Raw genomic sequence first — 26,519 nt, forward strand, 5'->3', positions numbered from 1 at the left:
ATCATAAAACTAGCTATTCTTTCAATTACAGATGTACACTTTGACATATACCATTCAAAACTTACAGCGTTTATTTCCAATGATAAAAAAAATAAACTACAACGATTTCACTTTAAAGAGGATTATAAGCGAGGGCTATTAGGAGATATATTAGCTCGGTATTTAATTTCTACACATTTTAATATAGCTCCCTCTGCTATTAGTTTTGCTAATAATTCGTACGGCAAACCTTTTGTTAAACATTTGCCCTCTGTCTTTTTTAATGTTTCTCATTCAGGAAATTATGTTTTTTGTGGGGTCAGTAATACAGAAATTGGTGTGGATATTGAAAAGCATCATTTAATGGATCTCGATCTTGCTCAGCATATTTTTTCCCCTGAGGAGTATAAACAGCTCGTCCTATTGACTGGCAGGGAGCAAGCAGATTACTTTTTTAAACTTTGGACATTAAAGGAGGCATATATAAAATACTTAGGCATGGGCTTATCTATGTCACTACAATCCTTCTTTTTTACAATACATGATGGTAGTATTCAATTACACACAAACCAACAAGATACGCTCTATTTTTTATCAACCCATCTTCAAAAGCACTATTCATTAGCTTGCTGTGCTAATGAGCCTATTGAAGCCAATGCTATTGAACAGGTTTCTTTACAGACGATTGTATCCTTTTTCAGCAATTGGAAAGCATGAACGAAATAGAAGCAACACTTTTTGGTCATAAAACCACCCTCAAACCTTTTTCGTTTGAGGGTTATGGTTGTGAGAACGACATACTCTTTGCAATTATAACATCATGTATTCAAATTAAATTACCAACTGCTACGATTCTGAATTTCATCTGTTTTAGAATCAATGTTTCTCGCAAATTCTTTTATTTTTTGTACAGAATTATCAACTTGGTGCTTCGTTGTTTGAATGCGATTTGCTAAACCAATCAATTGCGAAGGTTCCGGTGGATTTGGCTGATTTGCCAACATCAATAATTCTTGTTGAATACCTTCGTAATTAATACCAGCATTTGTAATCATATCACAAGCTAAAGTGATTTGAGAAGCCGTGTGGTCTACTGAATCAGCAATTCGCTGATTGCTATTCCAATTCATTCGACCTCCACCCATATATGAATTCATCTGTCGCTCCCCCTACCCTTGTAACCTATCTGTTAACTCGTCAATCTCAGTAATTTTCTTGTTAACATTGTCAGTAAAAGAATCAATTTCATCTGTTAATTTATCAACGTCTTTTACATTGCGCTGAACTTCAGCTAGGTTATTTAAAGCATTTTGGACTTTTCCAGTAATCCCCATAGCTACGCTGTCTAACATTGCCTTTACATGAGGTGGCGCATCTTGACCAACCTGTGCTAGCAACATATCGACTTGTGGTTGAATTTCAGTTAATGTAGTTTGTGCGTTAATTAATTCGCGCGAACAAGAATTCAACTCATTGTCTATTTTGTCCGAAGAACGGTCAATGTTTGCTTGAATATCCTTAATTTCACCTAACACCTTGTCTATTTTGTTGCCAACTTCTCTTGCGGTTGATTTACTAATTATCATAATGGCTAGCGCCTCCCAGAAAAAAGTAGTTTATTCTTATATAGATTACCAAAAAACCTTGCTTCTTCCTAGCACTATTCTCCATTTATTAAAACAAATTTACAGCTTTGGTTAATCATATAAAAAGCCTCCTAACAACTTAGTTAGAAGGCTGGATAATGGTATTTTCAATGAGGATTCTTTCCACTACACTAATCAAATATAATTTTATTCACCGCATCACGGTCTAATTTTTTAATGACTTCTACCATTAATTTAACGGCATTATCATAATCATCACGATGTAGGATACCTGCATGTGAATGGATGTAGCGTGTTGCAATACCTATTGATAGCGCTGGTACACCATTTGCTGTTAGATGAATGGAGCCAGCATCTGTACCGCCACCAGCCATCGCTTCGAATTGATAGGGAATATTGTGCTCATCTGCTACATCTAAGACGAATTCACGTAAGCCACGGTGCGATACCATAGATGCATCATATACAACGATTTGTGGGCCTGCTCCCATCTTACTTGTTGATTCTTTTGCGGTCACACCTGGCGTATCTCCTGCTACACCTACATCAACAGCAAATCCAATATCTGGTTGAATTTTATATGTCGCTGTTTTCGCACCACGAAGCCCTACCTCTTCCTGCACATTCCCTACAGAATAAAGAATATTAGGGTGCTTTTCATTTTGTAACGCTTTCATAACATCAATCGCAATTGCACAACCAATACGGTTATCCCAAGCTTTCGCTAATAGATACTTATCATTTTTCATAACATTAAACTCAAAGTATGGTGTTACCATATCGCCAGGACGTACGCCCCACTCAAGTACTTCATCTTTAGAAGCAGCACCAATGTCGATAAACATATCTTTAATGTCTACTACCTTATTACGTACATCAGCAGGTAAAATATGAGGTGGCTTTGAACCAATAACCCCAATCACTTCATCGCCCTTACGTGTAGTAATCGTTACACGCTGTGCAAGCATAACTTGGCTCCACCAGCCACCTACCGTTTGGAATTTGATAAAGCCTTTGTCATCGATTTGTGTAACCATGAAACCTACTTCATCTAAATGTCCTGCTACAACAATTTTAGGACCGTTTTCATCGCCAACCTTTTTAGCAATGACACTACCTAAGTTATCTGTTTCTATCGTGTCTGCATATGGGGCAAGATATTTTTTCATAACCTCGCGCGGTGCACGTTCATTTCCTGCAATACCATTCGCATCTGTTAAATCTTTAAACATTTGTAAAGTTGAATCTAGTTGTGTCATCCTTTTGCCTCCTACTTCTTGTATCTCGTTTATTATACTTCGTTTACCGAAATATTCCTAGCTTAAGCGTCTGAAAATTGGCGTTTTTCTCCGTTCAATAGCCTGAACGCTGGCGCTGATAATTTTCTTTATTTTTTTCCATATACGCACTTACAACATCATCAAAAGTAAAATCAAGGTTGTATGCAAGCAATCCATAGTATTGCCAAATTGTTGCATATCGATCCTCCAAAGGCTGCTCCATAAAGCATAAAATAGCTTTATGTGTTTGTAAAAATAGCTCAGTTAAATTTCTTTTCTCTGCTACTATCGGCCATTTTTCGATGGATGTATAGCCCTTCAATAAACCCAGTGACAAAATAAAATGAATGGAATCTACATATTCTTCTAAAATGACAGCACGTGCTGATGGCCCCTTGGTACTCCAAAATTTAAAGCAACGTGTTTCATTTGCAAGCTCAGCTAGCTCTACTAGTAATGCTAAACCCTTTTCTTGAAATACATCATGTTGAATGTTTTGTGTTTGCTCAATAAAATGATCGAGCTCTTTTTGCATGTTAAACAATTGTTGTAAATTCATTTTTTTCTCCTACATTTCTAAAAAATAATTAAATAAAATGAAACTATTTGTCCCCATCAATCGTATAGGAAGGAATAACCTTTCTTCAAGGGGGAAATTTAAAATGTTGCCATTACTTATTCGACTTGCTGTAATAGCACTTATTATTTATGTATTCTACAAAGCGATTCGTTATATAACCGATCCTAAACGTAAACTTGATGAAGCCTATGAAAAAGGCCAATACTATTTTTATGATGATGTAAAAAATGTCCGAAAAAATTTCTTTATTTCCTACAAGGGTGCTCTTTTCGAGGGAGAAAAATACCTAGGTACAACAGAGGATGCCTTTGAGGTTGTTACAATTTTCGTTGGCGCTCGTGATGCTGCAACATTGCATGGTCTTACAAAAAGCGATTTCCAATATTTACAGCAAGAAATTTTAATGAACTACCCAAATGCCAAAATTAATTGGAAGCAACCTATTGAACAGCTTATGCGCAACACATCCTCATAATGAGGATGTGTTGCTTTTATTATTCCCACAATTGTACAACACAAAAAATTTGAATCGCTGCTAGCAATGGAAAGCCGAATGCAAAGCTGTTGTGGCGTGTTTTATGGCGAAATAAATACATACCAAGTACACCGCCAACAGCGCCTCCTGCTATCGCAAGAATAAACAATGTGCGCTCTGCAATACGCCATTCTTTATTTTTCGCTCTTGATTTATCCATGCCCATTAAAATAAGCAGGACAATCGATACAATGCTTACATAAGCTAATAATGCTTGCCCCATACCCGACTCCTTTATGAAAAAACATCGTACTACTAATCTAACATAAAAAAGACTGACGGAAAAATCCATCAGCCTTTTTGACACCTAGCTTCTGCTTTTGGTGCGAAAATTACTTAGCGACTGCTTTTTTAGCAGCATCTGCTAATTGAGTGAATGCTGCAGCATCTGTTACAGCAAGGTCAGCTAGCATTTTACGGTTTACTTCGATACCTGCAACTTTTAAACCGTGCATTAAACGGCTGTAAGAAAGACCGTTCATACGAGCAGCTGCGTTGATACGAGTGATCCATAATTTACGGAAATCACGTTTTTTCTGACGACGGTCACGGTATGCATATTGACCTGATTTCATTACTGCTTGGTTAGCAACTTTATATAATGTATGTTTAGAACCAAAGTAACCTTTAGCTAATTTTAATACTTTTTTACGACGTTTGCGCGTCACTGTTCCGCCTTTTACGCGTGGCATATGAATTACCTCCTGCTTTTCATTAAAAAATGAATGTTAGTATTTTATAGTCAATTATTTCATGTAAACAAGTAAAGATTTAATGCGTTTGAAGTCACCAGATGAAACGATGTTTGCTTTACGTAGGTGACGTTTTTGTTTCGTAGATTTGTTTGCGAATAAGTGGCTTCCGTAAGCACGGTCGTATTTTAATTTACCTGAGCCTGTTTTTTTGAAACGTTTCGCAGCTCCACGGTGAGTTTTCATTTTTGGCATGTCGAATTCCTCCTAAACTGTTCGTCTAATATTATTTCTCGTTCTTTGGTTGAAGAACTAAGAACATGCTTCGGCCTTCCATCTTCGGTTTTTGTTCTACCGTTGATACTTCAGCACAAGCTTCAGCAAAGCGATCTAACACACGTTGACCAATCTCTTTATGTGTAATCGCACGACCTTTGAAACGTAGGCTACATTTTACTTTATCGCCCTTTTCAAGGAATTTAATCGCATTACGTAACTTCGTTTGGAAATCATGCTCATCGATTGTTGGGCTCAGACGAACCTCTTTCATTACGATGACCTTTTGATTTTTACGAATTTCACGGTCTTTCTTTTGCTGTTCGAATTTAAATTTACCATAGTCCATGATACGAGCGACTGGCGGCTTGGCTTGAGGGGCCACAAGGACAAGATCCAAGTTTACACGAGCGGCGATTTCTAGCGCTTCATTACGTGTCTTTACACCAAGCTGGTCACCATTGTGATCGATTAATCGAAGTTCACGTGCGCGAATGCCTTCGTTTACATACATGTCTTTGCTAATAGTAATCCACCTCCAAGAATTGTCGCGAATACATGGTTTGGGCAAAGTCTTGCCCGGTTGAACGGTACATCCTCTTGTCATGTCCATAAAAAAAGGACGGACATTTTTGAAGATGTCCGCCCGCTATATGTGCATGCGCAAGTCTACGCAAAACAATTCAACGTGTCATACCTGTTCACAGCCTTGAAAGCGTTGTATCAGGTGAGAAGCGGGCAGCCTCTACTTCAACCACAAACTTTGTATTCATTAACCTTAACTATATTAGCATGTATAAAATAAGCTGTCAAATATTTATTTCGCTTATCGCAAGTAGTCTAGTCTAACTATTGGTCATTTATACAGAAAACCTTACTTCAAATTGGTAAAGCAAGGTTTTCATGCTAGGTATTATTTTGTACTTTCCGCTTTAATATTTGCTAAAAACGCCTCAAAGCCGACTGTTTCAGAATCCTTTGAGCCATAGCGACGAACGTTGACGCCATTTACCTCTACTTCTTTATCACCGATGACAAGCATATATGGGATTTTCTTCATTTGTGCTTCACGGATTTTATAGCCAAGCTTTTCTTCACGATCATCCATCTCCACACGTAGGCCTGCCGCTGTTAATTGCTCTTCGATTTGTTTTGCATAGTCGAAGTGTGCCTCATTCGATACGGGAATCACTTCTACTTGAACAGGTGCTAGCCATGTTGGGAATGCGCCTTTGTATTCTTCAATTAAGAAGGCTACAAAACGTTCCATTGTCGATACAACCCCACGGTGAATAACAACTGGACGATGTGGCTTACCATCTTCACCAACATAAGTGAGGTCAAAGCGTTCAGGTAATAAGAAATCAAGTTGAATTGTTGATAATGTTTCCTCTTTACCAATCGCTGTTTTTACTTGAACATCCAGTTTAGGGCCATAGAACGCCGCCTCACCTTCCGCTTCAAAGTAATCTAAGCCAAGCTCATCCATTGCTTCTTTTAGCATGCTTTGTGCCTTTTCCCACATAGCATCATCGTCGAAGTATTTTTCAGTATCTGCTGGATCGCGATAAGATAGACGGAATGAATAATCCTGTAAGTCGAAATCTTTATAAACTTCTAAGATTAACTGCACGACTTTTTGGAACTCTTCTTTAATTTGGTCTGGGCGAACAAAAATATGTGCATCGTTTAATGTCATCCCACGTACACGTTGTAAGCCTGAAACAGCACCTGACATTTCATAACGGTGCATTGTACCAAGCTCTGCAATACGTAATGGTAGGTTACGATAAGAATGCATGCCATTTTTATACACCATCATATGGTGAGGACAGTTCATTGGGCGCATAATTAATGTTTCATTGTCCATTTCCATTGGTGGGAAAATAGAATCTTGGTAATGATCCCAGTGACCAGAAGTTTGGTAAAGCTCCTTTGAACCTAATACTGGTGTATACACATGCTTATAGCCAAGTGATAGTTCTTTATCAACAATATAGCGCTCAATGACACGACGAATTGTTGCACCATTTGGTAACCAAAGTGGTAAACCTTGACCGACCTTTTGAGATGTTGTGAACAGGTCTAATTCTTTCCCAATTTTACGGTGATCACGCTCTTTAGCTTCTTCTAGCATTTGCAGGTGATGCTTTAATTCCTCTTTTTTGAAGAACGCTGTACCATAAATACGTTGTAGCATTTTGTTATCAGAGTTCCCTCTCCAGTAAGCACCCGCTAATGATAAAAGCTTGAATTCACGAAGTTTACCAGTAGATGGTACGTGGATACCACGGCAAAGATCGAAAAACTCCCCTTGATAATAAATGGATACTTGCTCATCTGCTGGGATGGCTTCCAGTAATTCTAATTTATATTCATCATCAATTTCTTGATAGATTGCCTGCGCTTCTGCACGGCTTACATTTTTGCGTTCAATTTCAAGGTTTTCCGCAATGATTTTTTTCATTTCTTTTTCAATAGCTGGCAGGTCTTCAGCAGTGATTGGTGTTGGTGAGTCAATATCATAGTAGAAACCACCTTCAATCACTGGACCAATGCCAAGTTTTGCGTCTGGGAATAGACGTTTAACTGCTTGTGCTGTTAAATGTGCTGTTGAGTGACGTAAAATCTCAAGTGCTTCCTCATCATCCTGCGTAATAATCGCAATTGTTGCATCCTCTTCAATTGGTGTTTTTAAATCCACTAACACACCATTAATTTTACCTGCATAGGCCTTTTTACGTAATCCAGGGCTGATGGATAAGGCGACGTCATCCGTTGATGTGCCTTTTGCAAATTCCTTTACAGCGCCATCTGGGAAAGTTAATTTAATATTCTCTGACATATTTTTGACACTCCTTCGTTTTTGGTAAAAGACAGTATGCTTGATGGAAAATGAAACCGATTGAGCGAAGACTCTACCTTTTTGAGCGATTCTCCCCTCGTATTGAGCGGAGGCTCCACTTTTTTGAGCGATTCTCCCCCCGTATTGAGCGAACTCTCCACCAAATTGAGCGGATTCATCACTTTTTTGAGCGAACTCCCCCTCCACTCAAATAAAAAAGCTCCGTCCCTCACGAAAGGGACGAAGCGTATGCTCGTGGTTCCACCCTTCTTCCTTCCGACCATACAGTCAGACGAAGCTCAAGGCTAGCTAACGGGCTAGGGACCGGCGAAAGATTATCCCTTTCGCTGCTCAGTAGGTAGTAAATTTAGTGCTCACACTAGGAAGCTTTCAGCCGATGACTTCCCTCTCTTATAAGCTGATACACAGAATTCATGTCCTCATCAACGCATATTGATATTAAGTATATGAGCCAGTATACGCTCGATTGGCGAAAAATGCAACTTATAGTCGACGATTTTTCCCTCGCATTTCAATTGGCACCGTCAGGGCTTTAATACGCTCCATAATTCGGCCTGCCTTAACGATCTCAACTCCGCCTTTTTGTGACTGTGCTAAATGATGCTCTAACTCCTCATAATTAAAATTAGAGGTAATAAATGTTGGCAATTGCTCTGCCATACGATAATGGAAAATTGTTCCTAAAACCTCATCTCGCGTCCAAGCCGTCATCGTTTCCGCCCCAAGATCATCCAACATTAAAACAGGTGCTTTTTTCACATAATCTATTTTCTCATTCAATGTATTATCGCCAATAGCATTTTTTATTTCTCGTAAAAATTCTGGCACAAACACAACAACAGAACGAATATTAAGAGATGCTAATTCATTGGCAAGTGCACCTAGCACAAAAGATTTCCCTACCCCAAATTTACCATATAAGTAAAAACCCTTTGATGGTAACTGGCCCATCTCTTTTGTTGTTTTAACAAATTGGGCTGCTTTTTGTGCGATCATCACACGTGATTCATCATCAATACTTAAATCTTGAATGGTTGCTTGCAATACATCTTTTGGCATGTGCATACTGGCAATCATATTCGCAACATCTCGGCGCTCTTCTTCTCTTATCTTTTGTTCACAACGCACATAGTCCATTTCAATGGTATGTCGTACTACCCTTAATGTAGGAAGGAAGCCTTTTAAATAATTTGTACAATGTTCCGTATTGTCACAGCCACAGCACTCAGTGGATTGACTAATATATTCATCTAACTTGGGCAGGTTTCGTTCAATATTGTCATAATTTAGTTCCTGTGCATGCTGCGCTAAAAATGCCTGCACACGTGGATGCTCTAAAATTTCACGTCGTCGTGCTTGGTATCGTTCTTGAAATGACGGTACATTAATCGCTCTTTTTAATGGTCCATTAATGGGTTCGATTGTTACTCACCTACTTTATTATTCGCTTTTTCCTAGCATTTCTAATATTTTTTGTCGCTCTTTTTCAAAATCTATCGTGCTAGCAGTAGCTTCCTCTTGTTTGTCATTCCGTTTATAGAACCATTCAGGCACTTTTTCTTCACGTTGATGCCCTGAACGTCCCTTGGTCTGCTGACTCGTTTTACTCGTTGTTTGTGGCTTGTTTTTCCAAGCCATATATTTATCATGTTCTTGACGTGCAAGCTCCATTGCTTCTTTAGCTGTTTGAATATTTTTTCGTACCCAATGATCGGCAATTGTTTCCACATATTTTTTCGGAAGCTTCATATCGGTTGTCAGCATCACATACTCCAACAACGCATTCACTACCCCAATTGGCATTCCATGCTGCACAATTAAGCTCTCAGCTAGCTGAACGGAGGTTTGTAGAGGCTCTTTGCCATTATTAATATCACGCAACACTTGTACAGGAGCAGTTGTTTCTAAATAATGCTGTAGCTCCTGCTCCTTCGACATTTGTCTTGTTTCCTCTAACGGTACGGACTCTGTTACTTTTGCTAATTTTGGCGGCTCCTTGGAAACGTTCAATTTATAAAAATCTGATGCAGCCTTGCGCAGGCGTTCCTGTGAAATACCTCCATCACCATCTACCGCTTGGATGACAATCTTTTGCATATCAAGCGCGGTTAAATGATACAAAAATGCTAGCTTTGCAATGGCTTCTCGAATTTCAAATGTAAGTGATCTAGCACGCACCATTTGCTTTGATAAACCCGCCTGTAGCAACTCAAAGTCAAATTGCTCCAAATAAAAAGGATATACCTTTTGCTGTTTATCCTCTTGATTTATATCCGTTTGTAAATCTGAGGGCATATTGGCATGAACAGGCTTATAAACATCCATAAAGGCACGTGATACATCCTTAAATGTCTTATCTTTTGCTGACGCTATAAAACGTTGACGTAAGTTGCGATAAGCCTGCTCTCCAATTTTACTGAATAAAAACATCGATAATAATGGGTCTTTCATAAAGCTATCTGCATCTAACGGGCGCTGTAGCTCATATAGAAAACTTCGCTCCCCTGTATTTTCTTTTTTCCATGTACGCAGTAAACCAATTGCCTCCAATGCAATACGAGCCTCAAACACTTTACCAATTGGCAGCCCTAATACATTCATTAAATAATAATGCGTCATTTGCTGCTTTGGCTTTTGCTCTGCCTCTGCCCACAATGTTAAATAAAGGCTGATTGGCTCTGAGCCTGTTAATGGTTGATAAAATAGTGTCACTAATTGACGTTCTTGTGTAGAAAATGCATGAGGTAGACGAATATCGAAAGGATCGCCAGGCTGCAATTCCTTATATAAATGCATCAACGTCCTTCATCCTCTCTGTTTGCTATGATTGCTGATCCGTTTGACGTTGAATAATGTCCTTTATTTCCTCAATAAAGACATTGATATCTTTAAACTGACGGTAAACAGATGCAAAGCGTACATAGGCTACTTCATCTATTTTAGCTAAGCGGTCCATGACCATCTCACCGACATCCTCCGAGCGTACTTCCGAATTTCCAATGCGGCGAAGATCTTTTTCAATGGATAGCACAAGCTCCTCTAATACATCAAGTGCCACTGGACGCTTTTCACAAGCACGAATAAGCCCACGAAGTACCTTCTCACGGCTAAATTCTTCTCGTGAACCTTCCTTTTTCACAACGACTAATGGTGTTTCTTCAATTTTTTCAAACGTTGTAAAACGAAAGCCACATGACTCACATTCACGACGTCTACGAATTTCTTTATTATCATCTACTGGCCTCGAATCCACAACACGCGTTCCGTTAAATCGGCAAGATGGACATCTCATATCATTACTCTCCTGATTGACAACAATTTAATATTTCTATTATAACAAATTTCCCACATATAAGAAAAGTGCATTAGCATTCGTGAACTCATGATAAGCCTTAAGTATTTAAAGCACAAGAAATATTGTCCAATCAAAAAACACATTGAAACCATTTAGATTTCAATGTGTTATACACAATTATGCGTTTACTGTTTCTAATGCATTCGCTACTTTTTTCACAAGGTCCACAACGCGTGCAGAGTAACCCCACTCGTTATCATACCAAGCAAGTACTTTTACCTTGCGATTACCTAATACCATTGTAGAAAGTCCATCAACTGTTGAAGAATAAGTCGTTGTATTATAATCAGCAGATACTAATGGTTCAACAGAGAAATTTAAAATCCCCTTCATTGGCCCTTCTGTTGCTGCTTTTACAAACGCTGCATTAACAGCATCAACTGTGACATCTGTATTTAAATCCACTACAAGGTCCACTAAAGAGACATTTGCGGTTGGAACACGAAGTGCCATACCATGAATTTTCCCCTCTAACTCAGGTAGTACCAATTTTAATGCTTTCGCAGCACCTGTTGATGTTGGAATAATGGATTGAGCGCAACCACGTGCACGTCGTAAATCTTTATGTGGGTTGTCTAAGTTCTTTTGATCATTTGTATAGGCATGAACCGTTGTCATTAATCCATTATCAATGCCAAATGTGTCATTTAATACTTTTGCTACTGGCGCTAAGCAGTTTGTTGTACAAGAAGCGTTAGAAATCACATCATGTTTCGCAATATCAAGTTGCTCATCATTAACCCCTAACACAACCGTTACGTCCTCATTTTTACCAGGTGCTGTTAAGATTACTTTTTTTGCTCCTGCTTCTAAGTGCATAGCTGCTTTGTCACGTTCATTAAATTTACCAGTAGCCTCAATAACGATATCCACGCCCATCGCAGCCCACGGTAATTTTAATGGGTCACGCTCACTAATAATTTGTACACGTTTACCATTTACAATTATAGCATCGCCTGCTGGTTCAATCGTACCCGCAAAAGTTCCATGATTTGTGTCATACTTAATCAAATGTGCTAACGTTTCAGCTGAGTAGCTTGCGTTAATCGCAACGATATTTAAGTCTTGTTGTACGATCGCTTGTCGGAAAACCATACGCCCGATACGTCCGAAACCGTTAATAGCAATTGATACTGTCATTTATAAATCCTCCTGTGGATGCATATTCATAATAATTATATACTTTATAGTGATTAGTATAACACAATTTTAAAAAAGATGAACATTAATATGCTTAATATTTAAAGTTCTTATTTTCTGAAAAATTACTTTTCACTTTCGTGCCTTTTTATGAATGGATAGGAGTCAAAAAATGTTTGGCTTGATTGAAGATGAAAGGAAAAACATTGGAACAATTTCTATAAGATTTTTAAAGATCGATTCATGTTAAAAATAAAAAACTAAGAATCCATTTTGAAAAAAATAGAGCAGCATGGATTCTTAGCTATTCGTTTTAAAAGTGGATTTGATCTTTCTACATGCACTGCTGTTTTTACTCCTGTATTCACCCCCTTATCGATAATTAGCTTTTTACAAAAATCACCCAGCAATATCTCGCCTAGTATAGCCAATAAAGCCAATTACAGATAAGACAATAGTAAATAGTGTTAAAACGATCAGCACCATAAAATTCGTGGCATCTACCGGGATATGCGGGATATAGTCAAAAACAGATAAGCTATTCATCCATGTGGGGAAGCCAAGTAAATCGCCAAGATAGACAACAAGAAAACAATAGACCACATACAGCCAAATAGCCCCTGTATATTTTGGCACGATTCCTATCAAACCTATAACAAGACCAATTACTGCCCATATCGCTGGTAAATAAACATAAGCCGAAGCAAAAGTTGTACCAAATGATAGTGTCTCCTCCATCACTGCTTCACCTACCGACCATAACCCTAAAGCAACAAGTGATTGCATAATAAAGCTGACAACAACTGCTAGGAGAAAATGACTGCCTAGTACACAAGTTCGTGATCGCGCACGAGTATAATAGTTTTCTGTGAGATTCTTTGTTTCTTCCCCTTTTACTGTTAATACCACCATCACTGCTGGAACTACGCTTATTAATGACATAATTGCCATTAGCAATGTCATAAATTGCTCCGTCATCGTATAATCTGATTCTACGTCTATAAATGCTTGCATAAGCTCCATATCCGCAAAGTATAACTCTAAATCTCCTAAAATCGCCCCAAAAGAGCTACTTAAAATAAACAGCCCAATCATCCATGCAATTAGATTCGTACGCTGTAACCTTAGAGCAAGGCCCAATGGTGTTTGCAAAAATGGAGAAGCGTATGCTTTACCTTTTCTTGCCGCTATAAATCCAGAGCCTAAATCTCGAATAGCATGTAAATAAAAAGCCATGGCTCCAAACACAATAGCAGCTCCGAATGTGATAACAACTGGCCACCAAATATTAGCTGCGAAAACGCCAGACCTAACGAGCCAGCCAAGGGGCGATACCCATGATAGTACCTCACTACTTACATCACCAATTGCTCGAATCAAATAGGCTATAATCAAAACCATAAAAGAAAACATAGTCGTTCCTCTTAAGGTTTCTGTCAGTTGAGCAAAAATGGCTGTGATGGCAGCAAAGAGAAGTCCTATTGCACCTAAAATGGAGCCATATAATAAAGAGCCTGCTACATCCACACCATCTATTTGAAGAGAGGCTAGGCCAAGCCCTATTAAAATAGCTAGTACTATATTTATTAGGACACTAACAATCATTACTGCACTCACATAGGACAAGCGGCCAACAGAAAGGGCACGAATCATTTCAATACGACCATTTTCTTCATCCCCACGTGTAGCCCGCCCTACAAGTAAAATATTCATGATTGCTACTGCTATTGCTGTAAAGAGCAACATTTCATTAGCAAATATGGCACCGTTAGAATGTAAATAATCCTCCATTTTATAACCTGGCCCAAGCATCGCCACCATAGCTGGATTTTCCATTGTGAGTGAAACAGCTTGCCTCGACTTTTCATCTTTATAAATACTTGAATAGGCCGTGGCAACAGACAAGGTGATACCGATTAAACTAATTAGCCAAATTAGCATCTTAAATCGTTGTTGTCTAGCAATGAACACTGTTAATTTATTCGTTCCTTTAAAATACCTTGCCACCATTATAACGACCCCTCTGCCTTAGAGTGAGAATGCTCTTCTTCTCTATAGTGACGCATAAATAAATCTTCTAACGTTGGTGGGGCACTTTCTAATTTCAAAATACCAAACTTCGCTATATACCGAATCACTGTATCCATTTCCTCTGTATCCACTTGGAAGGTGAGTTCAGAACCTTTTTCCTCTAAATGATGAATCCCTTTTAGTTTGTTTAAAGAAGTGAAAGGTTCTCTCGTTTTAATGGTTAAATGAGTACGAGTTAAGTGACGTAATTCATCCAATGTGCCGGTTTCAATGATCTGACCTTGTCGAATAATCCCCACACGATCACATAATTTTTCTACCTCTGATAAAATATGGCTGGATAGCAGGACACTCTTACCCGATCTTTTTGCATCCAGTACACATTCCTGAAAGATATTTTCCATCAACGGATCTAGTCCCGATGTCGGTTCATCTAAAATATAAAGATCTGCATCTGATGCAAAGGCAGCTATTAAAGCAACCTTTTGTCTATTCCCTTTCGAATACGTCCTGCTTTTCTTCGTTGGATCAAAATTGAATTTCTCTATTAGTTCCTCTCTTTTAGCTTGATTTGTGCTGCCATTCATGTTCATAAAAAGATCTATCACTTCCCCACCCGTTAAATTTGGCCACAGATTAACATCACCAGGCACATAGGCAATACGTTTATGAATGTCCACTGCATCTGCCCAGACATCTTTATTAAAGATCCTAGCCTCTCCTTGTGTTGCCTTTAACATCCCCAGTAATATGCGAATGGTTGTTGATTTCCCCGCCCCATTTGGACCAATAAAACCATAAACCTCCCCTTCATTCACTGCTAAATTCACACCCTCTAATGCCGTATACTTTCCAAACCTTTTCGTTAAATTGATTGTTTCTAAAATAGGCATATTTCACCCACCCCTTTAATTATGAAATATTTTAATCTTTATAGTTCATAATATATAAAAGCTATTCTCTTCGCAACAGTTTATGAACTATTTCCATTGTTTTATTACATAACTTTCATTAAACTAATGAATGAGGTGAATGAAATGGATGGTTTTGAAAAACGCAGAGATCAAAAGAAAAAAAATATATTAAAGGCAGCTTTAACCTTATTCATGGAATATGGAATACACAAGGTTGCCATTGCAGAGATAGCTAAAAAGGCAAGTGTCTCTCAAGTCACCATCTATAATTACTTTGACAGTAAAGATAATCTAGTTCGTTTCGTTTTTAAATTTTATGTCGATCAAGTATGGAAGGAACAAAAAGAACTCCTCGAAAGGAACCTTCCGTTTAATGAGAAAATAAAAAAGATTATATTTGAAAAAGGAACAGCCGCTAGTCAAATAAGTGAGAAGTTTTTTCAAGATTTTATGAAGGATTATGCTAGTGGGCAAAGTTATGCTGAAGAAATTTATGAAAAGGAAGCACTGCCACTTTTAATTAAACTTTTTAATGAAGGAAGAGAACAAGGGTATATTGATGCTGAGGTATCAGATGAGGCCATTTTATTTTATTTAAAGATGTTTCAAGAATACTTGCAGCGTGAGGATAGTACAAAAATGGCACTTCCAATAGCAGAGGAGCTTACCAAGTTATTCTTTTACGGTATAGCTGGGAAAAGGTAAGATAGCAGTGAGCCACCGAAAAAGCAAAAAGCCTGCTTGGAATTGTCTTTCAAGCAGGCTTAACCCCAATAATATCCAGGAGTTAACTGTAGTGTGATATGCGCTATGAAAATCCGCTTTTTTACTACTAAATAACGTCCCAATGCGTAAGGATTTTTTTTAGTTGTCCCTCAGTATGCTCGATACTATCATTATTATAAATAACGGCATGTGCACCTTTTTCTTTCACAGACATTGGTAGCTGAGCATGCATACGTGCCAGCGCATCCTCTTGTGATAATTGATTGCGCTCCATTAAGCGTTGAAGCTGAACCTCCTCACTTACTGAAACGACGATAATACGATCTACAAAGTGCTGGAGCTGGCTTTCAAATAGTAGCGGAATATCCATCACTACGTGCTTAGAGCCTGCCTCTAAATAGGCATCACGCTGGCGCAGCATTTCCTTTCTGATCGCTGGATGCATAATATCATTTAAAACTTTACGCTGTGCAGGCTCATGAAAAATAATATCGCCCAGCTTTGTTCGATTTAAAGTGCCATCCTCTTGTAAAATAGCCTGTCCAAAGCTTTCAGCAATCAATGCTAATGTTGCTGTTCCTGGCTCTACTACATCCCGCGCTACCTTATCTGCATCAACAATTGGTAAACCTAATGCTGTCATCATTTTGGCTACTGTACTTTTTCCGCTCGCAATACTTCCTGTTAGTCCGATAATCATTGCTAAATCCCCTTTAATGTTGACAATTAGGGCAAAAGACAGATGTACGTCCACCAATTGTCATTTGACTTGTTGCCGTTTCACATGCTGGGCATATCTTTTTCCCATACATTTTTAATCGATTCTGCATGCTCCCGGCTTCCCCATTAATATTCCGATAATCAGAAATAGTTGAACCACCTGCTTCAATGCTTTGACGTAGGACAGCCACAATCTCCTCAAATAATGCTCGCTTCCGCTTTTCACTCATGCGGCTCATTTTGCGTGCAGGGTGAATTTTTTGAGCAAACAATGCCTCTGTAGCATAAATATTGCCACAGCCCGAAATAACTTGCCCATCCATAATCACTTCTTTTACTGCCTTATTTTCATACTTTGGTAATGTAGATTTTGCTATAAAATAATCACATGCATGCTCATCAAATGGCTCTGGTGCCATTTTTGTCAATGGTATATGATCTTCAATTTTTGACAGAAAACGAAGTTCTCCAAAGCGGCGAATATCTGAATAGATTAAGTATCCCCCATCTGCCATTTTAAATGTTGCATGTATATGCTTTTGGAATTTTGCCTCATTAATTTCTTCGGGTGAATTCACAACAAACCATGCACCTGTCATCCCTAAATGGCTAACAAGAACGTAGGGAACATCATCCTTCAGCATATGAAAGAAAATATATTTCGCTCGTCGTTCAATTTTAGTAATGGTCATTTGGGACATTGTCATTTCAAAAGCATCAGGCTCCGCTTGTTTTACGATACATTGCTTCCCCTCACTAAACGAGAAATGTACTCGTTCAGAAAGCTGTACCTGTTGAATAGTACGTCCTTCAATCTTTGGCTTCAATGCCTGGACGACACCTTCTACCTCTGGTAATTCAGGCATATGAATCCCTCCTTATTTTGCTTCATACCATGTTGAACCAGAATTGAAATCTACTTTAAGCGGTACAGCAAGCTCAATGGCATTTTCCATGACCTCTGGTACAATTTTTTCTAGTAATGCAATCTCTTCCTTCGGTGCTTCAAAGATCAATTCATCATGCACTTGAAGTAGCAGCTTTGCCTGCATCTGTTCTTTCTTCAAGCGGGCATCCATATCAATCATTGCCTTTTTAATAATATCAGCGGCACTTCCCTGAATTGGTGTATTCATGGCTGTACGCTCTGCAAAGCTTCTTAAATTGAAATTGGAGCTTGTAATGTCTGGTAAATAGCGGCGTCTATTTAAAATCGTTGTGACATAGCCATTCAATTTCGCATCTTGCACAATATCATCCATATACTGTTTCACGCCTGGGAAACTTGCGAAATATTTTTCAATAAATGTGGCTGCTTCCTTACGTGTGATATCTAAGTTTTGTGATAGACCATAATCACTAATACCGTAGACAATTCCAAAGTTAACGGCCTTCGCTGCCCGACGCATATTACTATCGACCTCATCCTCAGATACATGGAAGACATCCATCGCTGTACGTGTATGAATATCCATGCCTTCACGGAAAGCCTCCACTAAAGTTTGATCCTCTGACATATGGGCAAGTACACGTAGCTCAATTTGTGAATAATCCGCCGCAAATAATAGCCAGCCTTCCTTCGATGGCACAAAGGCTTGACGGATTTTACGCCCCTCCTCTAAACGAATCGGGATATTTTGCAAATTCGGGTCTGTTGAGCTTAAACGTCCCGTCGCCGTTAATGCTTGCTGGAAGCGTGTATGCACCTTGCTGTCCTCTGAATGAATTTCCTTTAATAAGCCTTCAATATAGGTGGATTGCAATTTGCCAAGCTGACGGTATAACAGGATATGTTCAATAATTGCATGTGCTGGCTTTAATTTTTCCAGAACATCCGCAGCTGTAGAATAGCCTGTTTTGGTCTTTTTAATCACAGGTAATCCTAGTTTATCAAATAAAATAACCCCTAATTGCTTTGGTGAATTAATATTGAAGGTTTCTCCAGCCTCTGCATAAATATCCTGCTCAATCACTGACAGCTTATCGCTTAACTCCTGCCCCATTCTTTCCAATGTTGCACGGTTTACCGTAATGCCTTCGCTCTCCATCTCACCTAAAATAGCAGCAAGCGGCAGCTCTAAATTTTTATAAAGCTCAAACTGTTCCTTTTCCTGCAGTAACTGTTCTAGCTTCGACTGTAATGACCATACAGCAAATGCCTTACGACACGCATGCTGTGCCAATGTATCCTCATTAGGAATGGCACGCTTTGCACCTTTGCCATAGACAGCCTCATTTGCCTGCACATCGCGATAACCAAGCTCCTTCGCCAATGTAGCGACATCATCTCCACTTAACGCTGGATTATTAATGTAAGAAGCAAGCAATAAATCAAACGCAACACCTGCTAAGCGAATTCCTGCTCGCTGTAAAGCAGCTTGAGCAGCCTTTGAATCTGATAGATACTTTGTTTTGGTCGCATTCTCTAACCACAGGCGTAATGTATCTGATTTGGCAGCATCTTCAAAAGCTATATAGTATCTCTGTGCACCATCTGATAAAGCAATTCCTAGCTGCTGACAAGTATGATAATGTTCATTTTCAAGCTCCACATGTACAGCCATTACATCCTGTAAATGCTCTGGTTGCACCTCTTTAATAATGTGATAATCAAATGGCGCTTGTTCTTCCTCTTGCATTGTAAAATCACTTTTTTCTAATAAGGATTTAAAGCCAAGCTCCTGCCACACACTGATTAATTCCTCTTCCTTCGGTCCATCATACGCAAGATCAGCAAGGGAAATCTCAATTGGCGCATCCGTATAAATCGTTGCAAGCTTTTTACTCATCAATGCCTGCTCCTCATTTGCCACAAGCTTCTCCTTCATTTTAGAAGCCTTTAATGTGTCCATTGCCGCATAAAGTGCCTCGACCGAACCATGCTCCTTCAGCAATTTTACAGCCGTTTTCTCCCCAACGCCTGGCACACCGGGTATATTATCTGAGGAATCACCCATTAAGCCCTTCATATCAATAATTTGCAAGGGTGTTAGCCCATATTTTTCTTCAATAAAGGCTGGTGTATTTCTTTCAATTTCTGTAATGCCTTTTTTCGTAATATAAACCGTCACCTGCTCCGTTGCAAGCTGTGTTAAATCACGATCACCTGAAACAATGATAACATCCATATCCTGTAATGCAGCCTCTTTTGCAAGCGTTCCAATAATATCGTCAGCTTCATATAGATCTTGTTCATATTGCTTAATCCCATAGGCATCAATCAGCTTGCGTAAATAAGGGAATTGCTCTGATAGTTCAGGCGGTGTCTTTTGACGTCCACCTTTGTATTCTGTAAAGGTTTCATGACGGAATGTTGTTTTTCCAGCATCAAAAGCAACCAATATTTTCGTTGGCTGTTCTTCCTCTACTATTTTTTGTAGCATCGTTGTAAAGCCGTATATAGCATTCGTATGAATCCCACTATCATTTGTTAATAATGGCAACGCAAAAAACGCGCGATACGCTAAACTATTACCGTCCAATAATAGCAATTTTTCCTTGATCATGATTTTATCCTCCTGCGTTGTCGTCTACTCCTACTTTATCATAACAAGGCATTTCAAGTAAAAATAATGATAACCGTAAGACTATTCATCAGTTTGCATAATGCATCCCTCAGTGCCATCATTCTATCCGCTACTTTAGCGTTTCTATCCATAGAAAAAGACGCGTCTCAATATGATTTTTCAGACGCGTCCTTTCTTGAGCTTATACGTTTGTGTTCACCATTGTGAATGGTTCCTGTAAAAGGTTATAACCAGGATTACTTTCACGTTCAATCTGGATAAACGTTGCAGTTGATGGGACACTACCATTAATTTGAATATCTACACTATTTGTTGCACTACTACTTACTGTTCCGTAAATTGGATTTAGAGAATCCTCTAACATTAGGATAAATTGTTCACCATTTTGCACTTCAATATTTGAAGCGAATGTGAGCCTTATATTTTCAGCATCAATAAAAGTGACCTCATTAATCATAACAGGCTGTACGACCGCCAACTGTGCAGTTATAGCTGGTACAAGCTCCGTTGCTTGATTCGTCATAGGATCTGTATATAAAATAGCTTCATTTAATGGAAGTATTACCTGATTGCCCTCAATTTGAATAGTATGTCTTATCTCCTGTACTAGCTCCAGGAAGAATTGCTGTTCATCTGTCAGTGCTTCCTGAAGCATTGACCAAATCGCCTCATACACTCTCCCAGCATCTAAGTCTTCACCCTCTGGAATACTAGTAATGTTTTTGCCATCTAATAGGCTATGAAGGATTGCCTTCTCCTGTAAACCATAGGCAATCGGCTGGATATTCATCAGTTTTTCTAATTTTTCTACCATACGATTAATATCCGTTTGCGTCGTAGCCACTCGTAAGTGATTTGTTGTTAAGGAGGCTACTCGCTGGTAGGCAATCGCTGGATTTTTAGCATGGGCTACGAGCGCCTGAGCCTCACTAATAGCGGCTTCTAATGTATCTACCGCTAATTGAGGTATCCATTGTTGCATATAAGAAATAGTATAGCCATTTTCAGATAGAGGCGTTGCGCCCTCTTGTACTTCATTTAGCTTCTCCTGCGCATGAGTAATCATTGTTTCGAGATTTGTTGTGACCAGCGGTATTTCTGTACTTCCTCCCCCTGAGCCGCCTCCTCCAGTGTTACTACCACTGCTACTTGAATTATTATCTGGAGATGCTGGCGTTGGGTGATAAGGTGCTTGTTGACCATTTGCTGATGTAAGGGTATTAATTTGATTTTGACGTAGATTTTTAAACATTTCGCTGACTCTTTCTGCAGGAGTTTGTGTCAGTACATTATCTATATGCACACCTTCTCCAAGAGCTATTTCAATGGTAGCAAATGGTGGTATAACCATATCATCAAATTTTAAATTACCTCCAATATTTACAGGTAAAGTAGAACGTTGCTGTTGCTTTCCTAACTCCTCTAATTCTTTTAAAAAGTTCTCTTGCGCTTTTTGACGCTGTTTTTCTGCCGCCTCTTCTTGCTGCTGTCGACGCTTTTCTATTTCTTCTTGGATTTGTTGAAGAAGATTTTGTTGCTGTTGTCTTCTCAACTCCTCTAGTGTCTCCTGACGTGCAGCTTGCTGTTGTTGTTGAATCCCAAGCCTCTTCACCATTTCTTGTAAAGTAGTCGTATAGTCAGTGTCAATAACCGTTGTGCCAATAGTTGTTGACCCACTAATTATTGCTCCCGCTAGCTGTGGCTGCCAAAAAAATGTACCTACACTGGGTGCGTTAATTTCTAAATCAGCACTAAAATTAGAGAGGTTAGGTATATGTGTGTCTGAGTTAATAACCCCACTTCTTAGAAGCTGCATAGCAAATTCAGCTCTTGTAATATTTACACCAATAGGTACTTGATCTGTAACGGCTATATTTGTGAGAGATGCCGTTTTCGGTGCTTCGGCTTCTTGTACTAGTAGCTCACCCTTTATCTCTAGCTGATCTAACACAATCTGCGTTGCGCGCCCTGTGACACGAATATCTGCTGTAACCACTAGATTTTGCAACTCTACAAAATCAGCGTCCACTACGATATTTCCTATAGTTGTGTTACCACCATCTAGCACAACATTCGCATCTCGCTGTCCGGAAGCCTTTAGATCTATTGCCATGACTTCTGCAATTTCACCATCCACCACGATAACATCCAGCAGCGCACCTGCTAACGCAGCGGCATTGTTGTCATTTAAAACTGTTTGAGCATTTGCCCCAATTGACCATTCCTGCCCATCTGCGCTTAGCGTATTATTTTGAATATCCTCTACTGTAATGGTTGCTCCTATAATTTCTGTACCTGTTGAAAATTGCTGCATAATTTGCTCAGCTCTCACAATAAATGTAGCAAGCTGGCCTCTTGTCACAACTTTGTCTCCACTAAATGTAGTGGCAGATGTTCCTGTTGTAATGCCATAGGTAAATAATGCAGCTACTGCTGATTGATGCTCCATAGACACATCTGTAAATGGCATTGTTATGGCATCAACTGTAGGAAGCTGCAATACGTGTGTAATGATGGTTGCCATTTGATAGCGCGTCACAGGCTCATTGCTGTAAGATGTATCTGCCAAAACCCCACTTTGCTGTAAAACGGCTAGTATCTCTTCATCACTACCATCTAAACCGATTACACCTGCAATGATTTTAGCTGCTTGGCCGTGTGTTACTACCTCATTTGGCTTAAATGTTCCATCACCATAGCCATGAATAATACCTCGTTGTGTCAAGTCCATAATGGCTGGGTAATGGCTGCTTTTTTCACTGACATCTGAAAATAAAGATGGTGCGGCTTGAGCTGTTATCCCTGCTCCAGCAACAATCGCACTTGTTGCCGTTACTGTCGCTGCGATAAATAATTTATTCTTCTTCATCGCTTTTCCTCCCACTAGTCTATTTGCTTGCACCATTAACGCATATTATCAATAATCGATGAACGACTATCTTGCATTTTTTTAATAAAATTCGTCATAATATCAAAGGCTTCGTTGCGCTTATTATTTAAGCTTTGCAAGCGTAGCATTTCCATTTTCTGTGAATCATTTAAATGATCAATTTGACTTTTTAAATCTTGAATTTGTTGATCAAGTGTGGTCTGTTTATCTGTAGCTTCGGCAGGGGTAGTTACCTTTTCGTTATTTAGCTCTCCTAGCTGTCTATTAAATTCCATTAGTTGTTGATTTCTTTGTTGAACAGTTTCCAATTGATTATTTAATTGCTTCTCAAACAACTGTACTCGTTGTGCTTGGATGACCTCTAAAGCTGTTTCAAGATCCATTCCTTGCACATCAAATGGCTGAATCCCTTCATCGCTCCCACTATTTGCAGAGGAATTCCCAGCACTACTCAACAATAAACCCACTGTTAATACACTGCCAATCATCATTTTTTTCATTTCTAGTTACCTCCTCCTATAATTTTAAAATCGTTTTCACATATACTATAAAATAACAAGGTTAAATTCAGGTAAAAAAATAAAAAATTTTCAGAAAGCAGAGCATAGAGCCTTCTATATGAATAAGCCTTAGCGCGCATTGCTCTTGTATTCAATACTTACATAATTACAACAGCTATGTATCTCGTCATTTATTCTATATTTGCTGCCACTTCCGATACATAGGACATATGCTAAACCAATAAAAAACTTTCATCCAGCAGACAAAGCTCTTTGAATGAAAGTTGATTGATTCCTATTATTTATTTGATTGTTGTGCGATAAAAAATTTCTTCATATATAACTGTTAATATAAAGGAATTCATAAAAGCAAACACTAAAAATAAAGGCATTCCACCTAATTGCGGTTGTGTTAGCTCTTGGCTAAATACCATTACAGTACTAATTTGAGCTAGAAAGAAAATAAAGCCAATGCCAACTTGCCAAATAGGACGCTTGATCTTACGCTTTTCATACCAAAATAATTTTTTAAAGATATTTCGTATATCGTCTGCAATCATCATACTCATAAAAAAGATGATGATAAAAAACACAGGTATATAATAAACACTTTTGGTCACCCATGCAAAATCTGATAGGCGAAAGAAAAGTGTGAATAACGAAGCTATACTGCAAGCAATCCCTAAATTTTGAAACCATACGTGAATTTGCAATTTCACAGCCATTACCCCCAAATGTTTATATTAAACATTCTCATTCTATCAAATTATCGTAATTTGGGGAATATAAAATTATAAATTTCTATTATTTCCAAAATACAACAAATACAAATCACCTCCTAAATAAGAGAGGCGATTTGCATTTGCCGTTATTTAATATAGCCTGATAGTATATTTGCATAAGGCGAAGTAGCTGGCAAAATAATGACTGTGTCTTCTCCAACTGTTTTCTTATACGATTCTAATGTGCGGTATAAAGAATAAAACTCAGGGTCTTGCGAGAACGATTGATTGTAAATTTTTGCTGCCTCCGCTTCCCCTTCTGCTTGAATTAATGCAGCCTCTTTACTGGCTGTTGCTAACATCTCCTGCACCTGCTGATCCGTTTGAGCTTCAATACGACGTTTCGCTGCATCTCCTTCAGACAGATACTTTTGTGCAATTGATTCACGATCTGAAATCATATTCATAAAGACAGACTGCTCATTTTCAGTTGGTAAATCAATACGTCGAATACGTACATCTACTACTTCAATTCCATAATGATCATTTGAAAGTAGTTCATTGACACGTTTCGTTACTTGATCGTTGATGCTCCCTCTCGATGAATCCTCATCATTAATAATCTCTGTATAGTTAATTCGTCCAAGCTCTGAACGAATTACGGAATAAATAAACTCCTCCATACGTGATTCAACTTTTTCTATCGTGCCTGCATTGGAAATTAATAACTTAGGGTCTGTAATGCGCCATACTGCATAATTATCTATAATGATGCGCTTCTTATCCTTCGTATTAATTTCTTCCTCTGAGATTTCATAGGTCATTTGGTTTTTTGGGAGCTTTGTGACACTTTGAATAAATGGTATTTTCATATTTAATCCTGGTTCACGTTCAAATTTAACAACTTCACCAAACTGCCTGACAACAGCATACTCTGACTCTTTCACAATATAAATATTTGACAATAGGATAATAGCAAGCGCAAACACGGCTGTTATTGTTATGGCTAAAGAAAAATATTTTTTAAGACTTTTAGGTCCTTTTTTAGACATCTTCACTACATTATCTTCTGTGCCATTAGTAGTTGGGGCAGTATGTTTCGTTTTGCCTGATAAAAAACGAAGGAATTTCTCAAAATCATTATTTTTTTTACTCATTCCTTACCGCTCCCTTCTTTTTTCTCTGTTTGCACCTGCTGTGGCTGTAATGATTGTAGTGGCAAGTATTTCATCGTACTACCATCATCATTCATAATATAAATTTGTGCCTTTGGTAAAACATTTTCAAGCGTTTCTAAAATTAAACGTTCTCGTGTAATTTGCTGATTGCCTTTATATTGCTCATACATTTTATTAAAGACCGCTACATCACCTTGTGCTTGCTCGATACGGGCTGTTTTAGCACCCTTTGCTTTTGACATAATAGCATCTCGTTCACCTTCAGCTTCACTCATGCGCTGATTTTCATATTTTTCAGCTTCATTAATTTTCGTATTTTTCATTTCACGTGCATCTGTCACGGCTGTAAATGCTGCACGTACATCTTTGTTTGGCAATTCTACATCCTGCAATTTTACAGCTAAAACGCTAATCCCAATATCATATTTTTCTATAAGGGAAATTAATAGTTGACGTGTATTAGCTTCGATATCAGCTTTACCTTCTGTTAACGCTGCATCAATAGATGAGCTACCAATAATAGAGCGAATGGCACTTGATGTCGCGCTATGTAATATTCTTTCGGGGTCTTGTGAATTGAATAAAAATTTATGAGGCTCAGTAATTTTCCATTGTACAACAAGATCTGTTAAAACAATATTTTCATCCCCTGTAATCATTTTCGTTTCAGCATCATAAGTTTCCAATTCGCCTGATTTATCCTGTTTGTAGCCAAATTGTAAGCTAAATGTTTCCTTTGACAAAATTTCCACTGATTGCACTGGCCAAGGCAATTTAAAATGTAAACCGGGATTTGTCACAGTATCGTCAGCACGACCAAAGGTAATCACAACAGCTTGCTCTGATTCATCCACAGTGTACCACGATGTAAATACAGTAATAAGTGCAATAATTCCAAAAACGCCAAGCCCAACGATCATTAGTGCCCTTTTCACACTCATATTTGTTCCTCCCTTTTGCTTATTACTATTGCTTACGGAAAATCTTTATAAAAGTTTCAA

26 protein-coding genes are annotated in these 26,519 nt (G+C 38.5%); 3 read left to right on the forward strand and 23 right to left on the reverse strand.

Translation table 11 applies throughout. From position 1 onward, the window contains the following. The first annotated feature begins 45 nt into the window (after positions 1-45). Entirely contained in the window at positions 46-696 is a 651-nt protein-coding gene (locus tag ADM90_RS18705) for a 4'-phosphopantetheinyl transferase family protein (protein ID WP_412177003.1), read from the forward strand. 119 nt (positions 697-815) lie between these two features. On the opposite strand, the gene ADM90_RS18710 is transcribed toward ADM90_RS18705, so the two are convergent. The 4 genes from ADM90_RS18710 to ADM90_RS18725 all read right to left on the reverse strand — a co-directional run bounded on the left by ADM90_RS18710 (position 816) and on the right by ADM90_RS18725 (position 3,425). Continuing rightward, a complete protein-coding gene (locus tag ADM90_RS18710) occupies positions 816-1,136 on the reverse strand; it encodes a hypothetical protein (protein WP_053996423.1) in 321 nt (106 codons plus the stop codon). A 12-nt stretch (positions 1,137-1,148) separates the two neighbouring features. Further along, positions 1,149-1,565: a hypothetical protein gene (locus tag ADM90_RS18715; RefSeq protein WP_053996424.1), complete on the reverse strand. Its 417-nt coding sequence runs from the start codon at positions 1,563-1,565 to the stop codon at positions 1,149-1,151. Between the two features lie 191 nt (positions 1,566-1,756). Continuing rightward, the gene (locus ADM90_RS18720; RefSeq protein WP_053996425.1) at positions 1,757-2,845 is read right to left on the reverse strand and encodes a M42 family metallopeptidase; all 1,089 of its coding nucleotides are present in this window, start codon (positions 2,843-2,845) and stop codon (positions 1,757-1,759) included. 94 nt (positions 2,846-2,939) lie between these two features. Then, positions 2,940-3,425 (reverse strand): dUTP diphosphatase, encoded by a 486-nt coding sequence (locus ADM90_RS18725; protein ID WP_053996426.1) that lies wholly within the window; start codon positions 3,423-3,425, stop codon positions 2,940-2,942. Between the two features lie 103 nt (positions 3,426-3,528). On the opposite strand from ADM90_RS18725, the gene ADM90_RS18730 reads away from it, so the two are divergent. Then, a complete protein-coding gene (locus ADM90_RS18730) occupies positions 3,529-3,921 on the forward strand; it encodes a hypothetical protein (protein WP_053996427.1) in 393 nt (130 codons plus the stop codon). A gap of 19 nt (positions 3,922-3,940) precedes the next feature. Here the strand turns inward: ADM90_RS18730 and ADM90_RS18735 are convergent, their stop codons facing one another. The 11 genes from ADM90_RS18735 to ADM90_RS18790 all read right to left on the reverse strand — a co-directional run bounded on the left by ADM90_RS18735 (position 3,941) and on the right by ADM90_RS18790 (position 15,234). After that, complete coding sequence (locus ADM90_RS18735; protein ID WP_053996428.1) at positions 3,941-4,204, reverse strand: DUF1294 domain-containing protein; 264 nt, start codon at positions 4,202-4,204, stop codon at positions 3,941-3,943. Positions 4,205-4,313: 109 nt separating this feature from the next. Beyond that, a complete protein-coding gene (gene rplT, locus ADM90_RS18740; RefSeq protein WP_053996429.1) occupies positions 4,314-4,673 on the reverse strand; it encodes a 50S ribosomal protein L20 in 360 nt (119 codons plus the stop codon). Positions 4,674-4,727: 54 nt separating this feature from the next. Next, positions 4,728-4,928 (reverse strand): 50S ribosomal protein L35, encoded by a 201-nt coding sequence (gene rpmI / locus ADM90_RS18745; protein ID WP_004226312.1) that lies wholly within the window; start codon positions 4,926-4,928, stop codon positions 4,728-4,730. Between the two features lie 31 nt (positions 4,929-4,959). Next, positions 4,960-5,463: a translation initiation factor IF-3 gene (gene infC / locus ADM90_RS18750; RefSeq protein ID WP_016994853.1), complete on the reverse strand. Its 504-nt coding sequence runs from the start codon at positions 5,461-5,463 to the stop codon at positions 4,960-4,962. 399 nt (positions 5,464-5,862) lie between these two features. After that, positions 5,863-7,794 carry a threonine--tRNA ligase gene (gene thrS, locus ADM90_RS18755; RefSeq protein ID WP_053996430.1) on the reverse strand — a complete coding sequence of 644 codons (1,932 nt, stop codon included), beginning with the start codon at positions 7,792-7,794 and terminating at the stop codon, positions 5,863-5,865. Between the two features lie 504 nt (positions 7,795-8,298). Next, positions 8,299-9,237: a primosomal protein DnaI gene (gene dnaI, locus ADM90_RS18765; RefSeq protein ID WP_053996432.1), complete on the reverse strand. Its 939-nt coding sequence runs from the start codon at positions 9,235-9,237 to the stop codon at positions 8,299-8,301. 18 nt (positions 9,238-9,255) lie between these two features. Then, a complete protein-coding gene (locus ADM90_RS18770) occupies positions 9,256-10,611 on the reverse strand; it encodes a replication initiation and membrane attachment family protein (RefSeq protein WP_235473726.1) in 1,356 nt (451 codons plus the stop codon). Positions 10,612-10,636: 25 nt separating this feature from the next. Further along, a complete protein-coding gene (gene nrdR / locus ADM90_RS18775; protein WP_053996434.1) occupies positions 10,637-11,107 on the reverse strand; it encodes a transcriptional regulator NrdR in 471 nt (156 codons plus the stop codon). A 180-nt stretch (positions 11,108-11,287) separates the two neighbouring features. After that, positions 11,288-12,310, reverse strand: a complete 1,023-nt coding sequence (locus ADM90_RS18780) for a glyceraldehyde-3-phosphate dehydrogenase (RefSeq protein ID WP_053996435.1) — start codon at positions 12,308-12,310, stop codon at positions 11,288-11,290. A gap of 399 nt (positions 12,311-12,709) precedes the next feature. Next, positions 12,710-14,320, reverse strand: coding sequence for an ABC transporter permease (locus ADM90_RS18785; protein ID WP_053996436.1), 1,611 nt, complete (start codon positions 14,318-14,320; stop codon positions 12,710-12,712). Beyond that, entirely contained in the window at positions 14,320-15,234 is a 915-nt protein-coding gene (locus ADM90_RS18790; protein ID WP_053996437.1) for an ABC transporter ATP-binding protein, read from the reverse strand. Before ADM90_RS18790 ends, ADM90_RS18785 begins: the two co-directional genes overlap by 1 nt. Before the next feature lie 144 nt (positions 15,235-15,378). On the opposite strand from ADM90_RS18790, the gene ADM90_RS18795 reads away from it, so the two are divergent. Further along, complete coding sequence (locus tag ADM90_RS18795) at positions 15,379-15,960, forward strand: TetR/AcrR family transcriptional regulator (protein ID WP_053996438.1); 582 nt, start codon at positions 15,379-15,381, stop codon at positions 15,958-15,960. A gap of 127 nt (positions 15,961-16,087) precedes the next feature. On the opposite strand, the gene coaE is transcribed toward ADM90_RS18795, so the two are convergent. The 8 genes from coaE to hflK form a co-directional block, all read right to left on the reverse strand. Then, positions 16,088-16,681 carry a dephospho-CoA kinase gene (gene coaE, locus ADM90_RS18800; RefSeq protein ID WP_053996439.1) on the reverse strand — a complete coding sequence of 198 codons (594 nt, stop codon included), beginning with the start codon at positions 16,679-16,681 and terminating at the stop codon, positions 16,088-16,090. Positions 16,682-16,694: 13 nt separating this feature from the next. Next, the gene (mutM, locus tag ADM90_RS18805; protein ID WP_053996440.1) at positions 16,695-17,567 is read right to left on the reverse strand and encodes a bifunctional DNA-formamidopyrimidine glycosylase/DNA-(apurinic or apyrimidinic site) lyase; all 873 of its coding nucleotides are present in this window, start codon (positions 17,565-17,567) and stop codon (positions 16,695-16,697) included. Between the two features lie 12 nt (positions 17,568-17,579). After that, positions 17,580-20,207 carry a DNA polymerase I gene (polA, locus tag ADM90_RS18810; protein ID WP_053996441.1) on the reverse strand — a complete coding sequence of 876 codons (2,628 nt, stop codon included), beginning with the start codon at positions 20,205-20,207 and terminating at the stop codon, positions 17,580-17,582. 202 nt (positions 20,208-20,409) lie between these two features. After that, on the reverse strand, positions 20,410-23,097 hold the full coding sequence (locus tag ADM90_RS18815) for an S-layer homology domain-containing protein (RefSeq protein WP_053996442.1): 2,688 nt from the start codon (positions 23,095-23,097) through the stop codon (positions 20,410-20,412). Positions 23,098-23,132: 35 nt separating this feature from the next. Beyond that, a complete protein-coding gene (locus ADM90_RS18820) occupies positions 23,133-23,618 on the reverse strand; it encodes a hypothetical protein (protein ID WP_053996443.1) in 486 nt (161 codons plus the stop codon). Positions 23,619-23,920: 302 nt separating this feature from the next. Then, complete coding sequence (locus tag ADM90_RS18825) at positions 23,921-24,343, reverse strand: DNA polymerase I (protein WP_200908567.1); 423 nt, start codon at positions 24,341-24,343, stop codon at positions 23,921-23,923. A 143-nt stretch (positions 24,344-24,486) separates the two neighbouring features. Continuing rightward, complete coding sequence (gene hflC / locus ADM90_RS18830) at positions 24,487-25,497, reverse strand: protease modulator HflC (protein WP_053996444.1); 1,011 nt, start codon at positions 25,495-25,497, stop codon at positions 24,487-24,489. After that, positions 25,494-26,459 carry an FtsH protease activity modulator HflK gene (hflK, locus tag ADM90_RS18835; protein WP_053996445.1) on the reverse strand — a complete coding sequence of 322 codons (966 nt, stop codon included), beginning with the start codon at positions 26,457-26,459 and terminating at the stop codon, positions 25,494-25,496. Before hflK ends, hflC begins: the two co-directional genes overlap by 4 nt. Positions 26,460-26,519 lie beyond the last annotated feature (60 nt).

The sequence above is a fragment of the Lysinibacillus macroides genome, assembly GCF_001281525.1.
Lineage (GTDB): Bacteria > Bacillota > Bacilli > Bacillales_A > Planococcaceae > Lysinibacillus > Lysinibacillus macroides.